The 7,833-nt window shown below is 73.2% G+C and carries 4 protein-coding genes; 1 reads left to right on the top strand and 3 read right to left on the bottom strand.

Going from position 1 to position 7,833, the window contains the following annotated elements:
- Positions 1 to 116 precede the first annotated feature (116 nt).
- The 3 genes from ACFV9Q_RS05070 to ACFV9Q_RS05060 all read right to left on the bottom strand — a co-directional run bounded on the left by ACFV9Q_RS05070 (position 117) and on the right by ACFV9Q_RS05060 (position 4,762).
- Positions 117 to 1,439, bottom strand: coding sequence for an ABC transporter substrate-binding protein (locus tag ACFV9Q_RS05070; protein WP_377233457.1), 1,323 nt, complete (start codon positions 1,437 to 1,439; stop codon positions 117 to 119).
- 70 nt (positions 1,440 to 1,509) lie between these two features.
- Positions 1,510 to 3,594 carry a glycoside hydrolase family 36 protein gene (locus ACFV9Q_RS05065; RefSeq protein ID WP_377233456.1) on the bottom strand — a complete coding sequence of 695 codons (2,085 nt, stop codon included), beginning with the start codon at positions 3,592 to 3,594 and terminating at the stop codon, positions 1,510 to 1,512.
- A 136-nt stretch (positions 3,595 to 3,730) separates the two neighbouring features.
- Positions 3,731 to 4,762, bottom strand: a complete 1,032-nt coding sequence (locus ACFV9Q_RS05060; RefSeq protein WP_377233455.1) for a LacI family DNA-binding transcriptional regulator — start codon at positions 4,760 to 4,762, stop codon at positions 3,731 to 3,733.
- A 267-nt stretch (positions 4,763 to 5,029) separates the two neighbouring features.
- Here ACFV9Q_RS05060 and ACFV9Q_RS05055 point away from each other — a divergent pair, with 267 nt between their 5' ends.
- On the top strand, positions 5,030 to 7,693 hold the full coding sequence (locus ACFV9Q_RS05055) for a carbohydrate-binding protein (RefSeq protein WP_377233454.1): 2,664 nt from the start codon (positions 5,030 to 5,032) through the stop codon (positions 7,691 to 7,693).
- The last annotated feature ends 140 nt before the right edge of the window (positions 7,694 to 7,833 follow it).

Genomic DNA, 7,833 nt, shown 5'->3' with positions numbered 1-7,833 from the left:
GGGGGGGGGCGCGGGGGGGGTGTCTTTTTTGGTGGGTTCTTGGGCGACCACCCCGTCGGTGGGGGGGGGTGCCCCCCCCCCCTCCCCCTCCCCCCCGCCACCCGGGCGGATCTGGGTCAGAAGCCTTCGATGCCCTGGGCGCGGGCGAGCTGGGCGAACTGGTCCTGGGTCTGCTGGGCGACCTGCTCGGGCGTGGTGGCGCCCTGGATCATGTCGGCCAGGTAGATGTACAGGTCGGGGTTCGCCACGGCAAGCGCCTGCATGGACCCGACGGACTCGCCGAGGGACGCGTGCACGTCGAGGAGTGCCTGCGGCACGGTGTCCGGCGTCGGCACGGCGTCCTGCAGCGAGATGGTGTCGCGGTCCGCGACGAAGTCGGCGTACCCGTCGCCGAGCCAGTACGCGAGGAGCTGGCGCGCCGCGGCCTCGCGGTCGGCGTCCCCGGTGCGGAACACGACCAGCGCGTTCGACTGGTCGGGGATGAACGTGCCGACGTTGCCCGTGGGCGAGATCGGGAAGAAGCCGATCTTCTCGTCGAGCTCGGCCTGGTCGGCCTTGGCCTGGAGCTGGCCGAAGAACGAGTTCACCTGGACCGCCATCGCGGCGTCCCCGGCGAGCAGGGCGTCGGCCTGGTCCTCGAACGTCGCGGTCTTGATGTCCTCGTTGAACAGGCCCTCGTCGATCAGGCCCTGGTACGTCTCGATGGCCCCGAGGATCTCCGGGTCGGTGAACTTCTCCTCGCCCGTGTTCACGCGGTCCCACAGGCCGTCGCGGGCGGCGTCGGCGAGCTGCACCTGGACCCACCACTGCGTGGCCCAGCGGTCGCCGGCCATCTCGAAGAACGGCGTCTGCCCGTCGGACTTCAGCGTCCGGGCGGTCTCCACGAAGGCGTCCCAGTCGGCGGGCGGCTCGGTGATGCCGTGCTCCGCGAACACCTCCTTGTTGTAGTAGACGCCCTCGACGGCGGGGCTCGTGACCAGGGCCGCGTAGCGGGTGTCGTCGAGGACGCCCGTCATGTCGGCGAGCCCGTCGGTGTACGCCTCCACGAACGGCGCGCCGTCGAGCGGCTGCAGGTTGGTCGGGGCGTTGAGCGCGGTCAGCATCGAGCCGGTCGGCTGCCAGAACGCGAGGTCGGGCAGGTCGCCCGTGGCGACCTTGGTCTGCACGCCCTGCTCGTACGGGTCGGGGATGGTGACGACCTCGACCTCGGCCCCGGTCAGCTCCTCGAACCCGGCGACGACGGCGTCCGGTGCGGTGTTCGAGTTCTGCGCGGCCCAGATGGTGAGCTTCGTGCCGGTCAGGTCGGTGTCCTGGGCGGGCCACTCGGCCGCCCCCGCCTCGGGGGCGGCGTCGCCGGTGCCCGCGGTCGGGTCGCTGCACCCGGTCGCGAGGAGGCCGACGGCGACGACCGCCGTCGTGATGGTCAGATACCTCTTCATATCGACTCCTTGGATGGTCGCAGTCTTCGCCGACTGCGGGTCGAGCGGGGCCGCCCGGCGGCCCCGGTGATCAGGCGAGGCCGGTGTGCCGGACCCTCAGGACGCGGGCCTGCGGCCCGGACGGGATGCGCAGGTGGACGGGTCCGTCCGCCGCGCGCGTGACGTGCCACCCGTCGTCGGGCGGCCCGTAGGCGATGTCGACGCCGCCCGCGGGCAGGTCGAGGTCGATCTCGGTGGCCTCGGCCCCGCGCCACCAGACGACGACGAGCGACTCGTCGGCGCCGCGCAGCCCGGCCGCCACCAGCGGCGCGCTCCAGGCGGGCAGGCCCAGCGGCCAGAACGGCACGGAGCCGACCAGCCGGTCCGCCCACTCCTTGGCCAGGTCCACGCCGCCGACGACGAGGGCCGCCTGCTCGGGCGTCATCTCGTGCAGCCGGCCGGACAGGTAGAGCCGGCCGGTGAGCCCGGTGCACAGCGTGAAGACGATCTCCTCGTCGGTCATGTCCGGCTGCGGGTAGGCCCAGTTCGCGGCCTGCTCGGGCACGATCCCGACCAGCGCGCCCGCCGCGATCGGCGGGTAGAGCAGGGGGTTCTGCTGGTCCGACGTCGACTGCAGGTCGAGGCGGGACAGCAGCGCGTAGTCGGCGCGCATGGCGCCCGAGGCGCAGTTCTCGATCACGAGATCGGGGTGCCGCGCGAGCACGCCGTCGATCCAGTCGAGGTGCGCCCGGTTCTGCTGGAGCAGGCCGTCGCCCGGGCTGTCGGCGTCCAGGTCGGTGCCCGCGCCGGGGGTGACGTTGTAGTCGAGCTTGAAGTAGCCGACGCCGAAGTCCTCGACCAGGCGGTCGACCACCTCGTCCAGGTGCTTGACGACGTCGCGGTGCCGCAGGTCGAGCAGGTGCCGGCCGTGCTCGGTGATCCGCACGCCGCCCCGCTGCAGGAACGCCTCGTCCGGCAGCCGCTCCGCGAGCGGGCTGCGGACGCCCACCACCTCGGGCTCCAGCCAGAGCCCCGGCACCATGCCGCCCGCGCGGATGGCGTCGACCACCGTGCGCAGCCCGCCGTCGGGGAACCGCGAGGCCGACGGCTCCCACAGGCCCACCGAGTCCCACCAGTCGCCGCCGTCGTCGTACCACCCGGCGTCGATGCAGAAGAGCTCCGCCCCGGTACGGGCCGCGGCGTCGACCAGGGGCAGGAGCTTGGCCGTGGTCGGGTCGCCCATGAGCGTGTTCATGTAGTCGTTGAAGACGACGGCGGGGCGGCGCGGGTTGCGGCGCAGCGCGCGGCGGTGCCGCGTCATCTCCGCGAGCGCGTCCTGCCAGTCGCCCGCGGCCGCGAGGGACACCTGCACGGACTCGAAGGACTCGCCGGGCGCGAGCACCCGGGTCCAGGCGTGGTCGTCGTCGGTGGGGCCGAACAGGCCCAGGACCAGCACCTCTTCGTCTGCGGTGTCGAGGCGGACGCCGAGCTCGGCACGCCAGGCGCCGTTGTGCTCGACCTGCCAGGCGAGCGCGGGACCGTCCTCCGCCCGGAGCACGCCGGCGGGGTTCCGGGTCCCCGAGGACCACGTGCCGGTGCTGACCAGGCTGCGGGACCCGCGCGCGTCCTGGTGCTGGTGCGCTGGGAGGTCCAGCCCGACGAGCCCGTCCTGGCCGGAGAGCCGGGTCCACGCCCAGCGGTTCTCCCCCACCCACTCGCTGTGGCCCTCCAGGGACAGCGTGCCCGCGACCGGGGCAGCGCCCACGGGACGGCCGATCACCAGCGAGGACACGGCCTGGAGCGCGACGGGTTCGGCCCCGTCGTTGCGCACGGTGGTCCAGGACCGGAGCGAGGCGCCGCCCGCGCGGACCTGCAGGTGGGAGGTCACGTGCAGGCCGGTGACGGCGTCGCCCTGGAACACCCGGACCGTCGTCCACCCGTCGCTCGCGGTCACGTCGTGGCCGAGCACCCGCAGGCGCGCGCCCACGGCGGTGGCCGTGTTGCGGGTGTTGGCGCTGGCGCGGCCCTGCCCGACGGCGAGGATCTCCACCAGCGGCTGGGCCGGCGCGGCGAGGCTGTCGGTCGTCCCGGGTGTCCCCGTCGTGGCCAGGGCGGCCGGGGCGTCTGCCGGCAGCACGAGCGCGAGCTCGTCCTGGTCCCGGGTCCAGAGGGTCACTCGCGTCGCTGCGGAGCGTGGGTTGGCCGTCGTCGGCTGGCTTGCTGGCACGCCGCTATGAAAGCGCATATCAGAACGGAGCGCAAGACTGCATCTGGATGGCTTCTTTCGGGGCCCTGTCAGGGCGCAACCGCTTTCAGACGGCGCGCGGGGCGGTGCGTGGGGCCGCCGACGACCTGAGGATCAGGTCGGGCACGAACCGCACGGACGGGGGCACGTCCCCGCTGTCGATCTGCGCGTTGAGCAGCTGGAACGCCCGCTGCCCCAGCCGCACGAAGTCCTGCCGCACGGTCGTCAGGGGCGGGGTCCACAGGTGGCTGAGCGGGTGGTCGTCGAAGCCGATGACGCTCACGTCGGCCGGCACGCTCTTCCCGGCGTCGGCCAGGCCCTTGGTCAGGCCCATGGCGAGCTCGTCGTTGCCGCACAGCACGGCGGTGACGTCGGGCTGGAGCGCGAGCCGCGCGCCGGCGTCGTAGCCGGAGTCCGGCGACCAGTCGGCGTACAGCACCGCCGGCTCCGGCGCGCCCGCCTCGCTCAGCGCGTCGCGCCAGCCCAGCATGCGGGCGCTCGGGCGGCCGGGCGACGGGATCGCCACGTGGTGCACGGTGCGGTGGCCGATCTCCAGGAGGTGCCGGGTGGCGCGGGCGGCGGCGAACCGGTCGTCCATGAACGCGTGCGCCACCTGCTCGTCCGCCGGCCGGCCCGAGGCCGCCGCGACGACGGGCAGCCACTGCGGGATCGCGGCGAGCGCCGCGACGCCCGGCGGGTCGTACTCCAGCACGATCGCGCCGGCCATCGGCTGGCCGAGCGCATGGTCGATCGCGGCGTCGACCGTGCGCCGGTCGTCGGTCTCCACCACGGAGATGACCACCATGTAGCCCGCCTGGCGGGCCGCCTCCTCGATGCCCTGGAGCGTCGAGGCGTAGCCGTAGCGCGTCGTGTCGCCCGCGAACACGGCGATCATGGGCTGACCGCCGGTGGCCAGCGCCCGTGCGGCGCCGTTGGGCCGGAACCCCAGCTCCTTGATCGCGGCCATGACCCGCGCCCGGCGCTCGGGGCCCACCGGGACCGAGCCGCTGAGCACGCGCGAGACGGTCGGCACGGAGACGCCGGCGACGCGCGCGACGTCGGCGATGACAGGCGGCTTCATCGGGCGGTCTGGTTCCACGGGGCCAGGTTACGTGCAATCCGTGCGGAGGTCGCCGGTCACTCTTGCCAATCAGAATGATTAACGCTTTCATGGTCCCGGCGCCGCGTCCCCGACGCGGCCGCCGCCCTCCCTCCGCCCGGAGCGTTGCCGTTCCGGGCGGCAGGCAGGCCGACCGATGGTCCCGATCCACGAAGGAGTGGAACACAGGTGAATGTTCCTGATAGCGCAGATCAGATCCGCACCGAGCGGCGGTCCAGACGGCGCCGCGCGTGGAGCGGTCTCGCGGTGACGACCCTCGCCGCGGCCACCCTCACCGTCGCGCAGCCAGCCGCGGCCGAACCCGAGAGCCTGACGGTGGACTTCGGCACCACGACCGGCGCGTTCCGGGGCGGCGCGACCGGCACGCTGTACGGCTTCGGCGACGTCGGGGTGCCCACGACGGCCCTGGTCAACGGCGCCCACGTGACCAACTCCTCCCAGCGCGCGCCGTACGGCACGCAGCACCCGAGCGGCGACGCGCTGCGGGTCGAGGACGGGTTCTTCGCCAAGCACGGCGAGGAGCTGGCCATCTACATCCAGGACTACTACCCGGACTGGTCGTACAACGGGGGCAAGCGGCCCGGCGACACCCGCACCTACGACCAGGCGACAGGCACCTACACCGAGCAGCCGAACGGGGTGTGGGACTACCTCGAGATCGTCGAGTTCGTGACCGAGGCCGTCGCCACGCAGTCCGACCACCCGGAGAAGTACCTCTTCATCCCGTTCAACGAGCCGGACGGCGGCAACTGGTACCCGGACTGGGCCAACCAGCGCGAACAGTTCCTCGGCGACTGGTCGGCGGTGCACGCCAAGATCCAGGAGGTCTGGGAGTCTCACGGGCTGGGGCACGCGCGCATCGGCGGCCCGGGCGACACGCGCTGGCAGCCCGAGCGGTCGGCGGACTTCCTCACGTACACGCGCGACCACGACAACCTGCCGGACGTGTTCATCTGGCACGAGCTGGGCATCGACAACCTCGCGACGTACCGGTCGCACTTCGCCGACTACCGCGCGCTGGAGCAGCGGCTGGGCATCGCGCCGATCCACGTGAACATCACCGAGTACGGGATGCTGCGCGACATGGGCGTGCCCGGCCAGCTCGTCCAGTGGCTCTCGATGTTCGAGGACACCAAGGTCGACGCCCAGACCGCGTACTGGAACTACGCCGGCAACCTCTCCGACAACACGGCGCGGCCGAACGGCGCCAACGCCGGCTGGTGGATGTTCAAGTGGTACGGCGACCTGGCCGGCTCGCAGACCGTCCGGGTGACGCCGCCCGAGCCGGACACGGTCGACACCCTCCAGGGCATCGGGGCCGTCGACGCCGACGACCGCCGGGCCACCGTGCTCTACGGCGGCACGGACTCGGACGTCCGGCTCGACCTGCGCGGTCTGGACCGCGCCGTGTTCGGCAGCTCGGTCGACGTCGAGGTCCGCGAGGTCACGGTCACCGGCGCGGAGGGGCTCGCCGGCACGCCGCGCGTCGTCCACGCGGTCGACGGTGCCCGCGTGGCCGGCGGCCGCCTCGACCTCACCCTGCCCACGTACGACCGGTACGCCGCCTACCAGGTGGTGATCACCCCCGCGCAGGACCGCACGGTCACCGTGGACCCGGTCTGGACCACCAGCGTGGAGGCCGAGGACACGGCGCTCACCGCGGCCCAGACGTACTTCCAGGACCCGCGGGCCGGCGGCGGCTGGAAGTTCCTCGCCTCGGGCAGCCACGACGTCGGGTCGTTCAACCGGCCGGGCTCGCGCGCCGACTGGACCGTGACCGTGCCGCGCACCGGCACCTACCGGTTCCAGGTCATCGGGGCCACGCCGGGCGCGCCCGGCCGGCACGCGCTCTTCGTCGACGACGCCCACCGGACCACCGTCCAGTACACGGCCGACCTGGCCCTGACCGGCACCTCGCGCTGGCAGTACCGCGGCAGCGCGGAGGTCGCCGTGGAGCTGACTGCGGGCACCCACGTGCTGTCCCTGCGCGCGAGCCAGGACGGCACCACGGTGCTGCCCGGGTCGGACATCACCCTGGACAAGTTCGTCCTGACGGACGTGACGGACGGCGAGCCGACCGTGTACCCCGCCAGCACGCTCCGCTACTACGGCGGCGCCGGCCTCGGCTGGCAGTCCGGCACGCGCGGGTTCGGCCACGTGGCGGGCCAGGCCCAGCGGGCCGACGCCTACGTCAACGCGATGGAGACCGGCTACTACGACCTCGCGGTCGACTACCACACGGCCGGGCCGTCCGACCTGCGTCTCGACCTCGGCGGGCGCACCCTGCCGCGGGTGCAGGTCCCGAACGGCGGCCACCGCCGCACCACCGTCCGCGTGCACCTCACGGAGGGGATCAACGAGCTGGAGCTGCGCTCCACGCGCGGCGTCCGCGTGAAGTCCGTGACCGTCACGCGGGCGGCGGACGGCGACGCGGCGGCGTCGACCTTCGAGGCCGAGGACCTGACGCTGCGCGGGGACGCGGCGGTGCGGAGCGTCGACCCGGCGTCGGGCTCCAACGCCTCGGGCGGGAAGTACGTGGGGTCGGTCGGCCAGGGCAGCGGGAACCACGTGGCGATCCCGCGCGGCTCCGGCTTCGACACCCCGGGCGACTACGACCTCGTGGTCCACTACGCGAACGCCGAGCTGGCCGGGAAGCACGACTACAACCCGCAGGTGGTCGACCGCCAGGCGGTCGTCACCGAGGGCACGCGGGAGGCGCCGGCCGGCTCCGCCTTCTTCCGCTACACCTACGCGTGGGACAGCTACTGGCAGCGGACGGTGCCGATCACGCTGACCACGGGTGACGGCGAGATCCGGATCGGCAACCCGTCGGCGTGGGCGCCCGACATCGACAAGGTGACCGTCGCGCCGCTGGTCGTCGGGGCGCCGGCCACCACGCGGATCCGCTGAGGCGTCCGCTGAGCCCCCGCTGAGCCGGCGACTCACCTTTGAGGCCGGGGTTTCTCCCCTTTCCCCCTTTGGAAAGGGGAGAAACCCCGGCCCCAAACGTGCGGTGGGAGAAGGAGGATACGCCGGCGGGGCTGGTGTAG

The sequence above is a fragment of the Promicromonospora sp. NPDC059942 genome, from assembly GCF_042731755.1.
In the GTDB taxonomy this organism is placed as follows: domain Bacteria; phylum Actinomycetota; class Actinomycetes; order Actinomycetales; family Cellulomonadaceae; genus Promicromonospora.
This window is presented reverse-complemented; position numbering and strand designations above follow the sequence as displayed.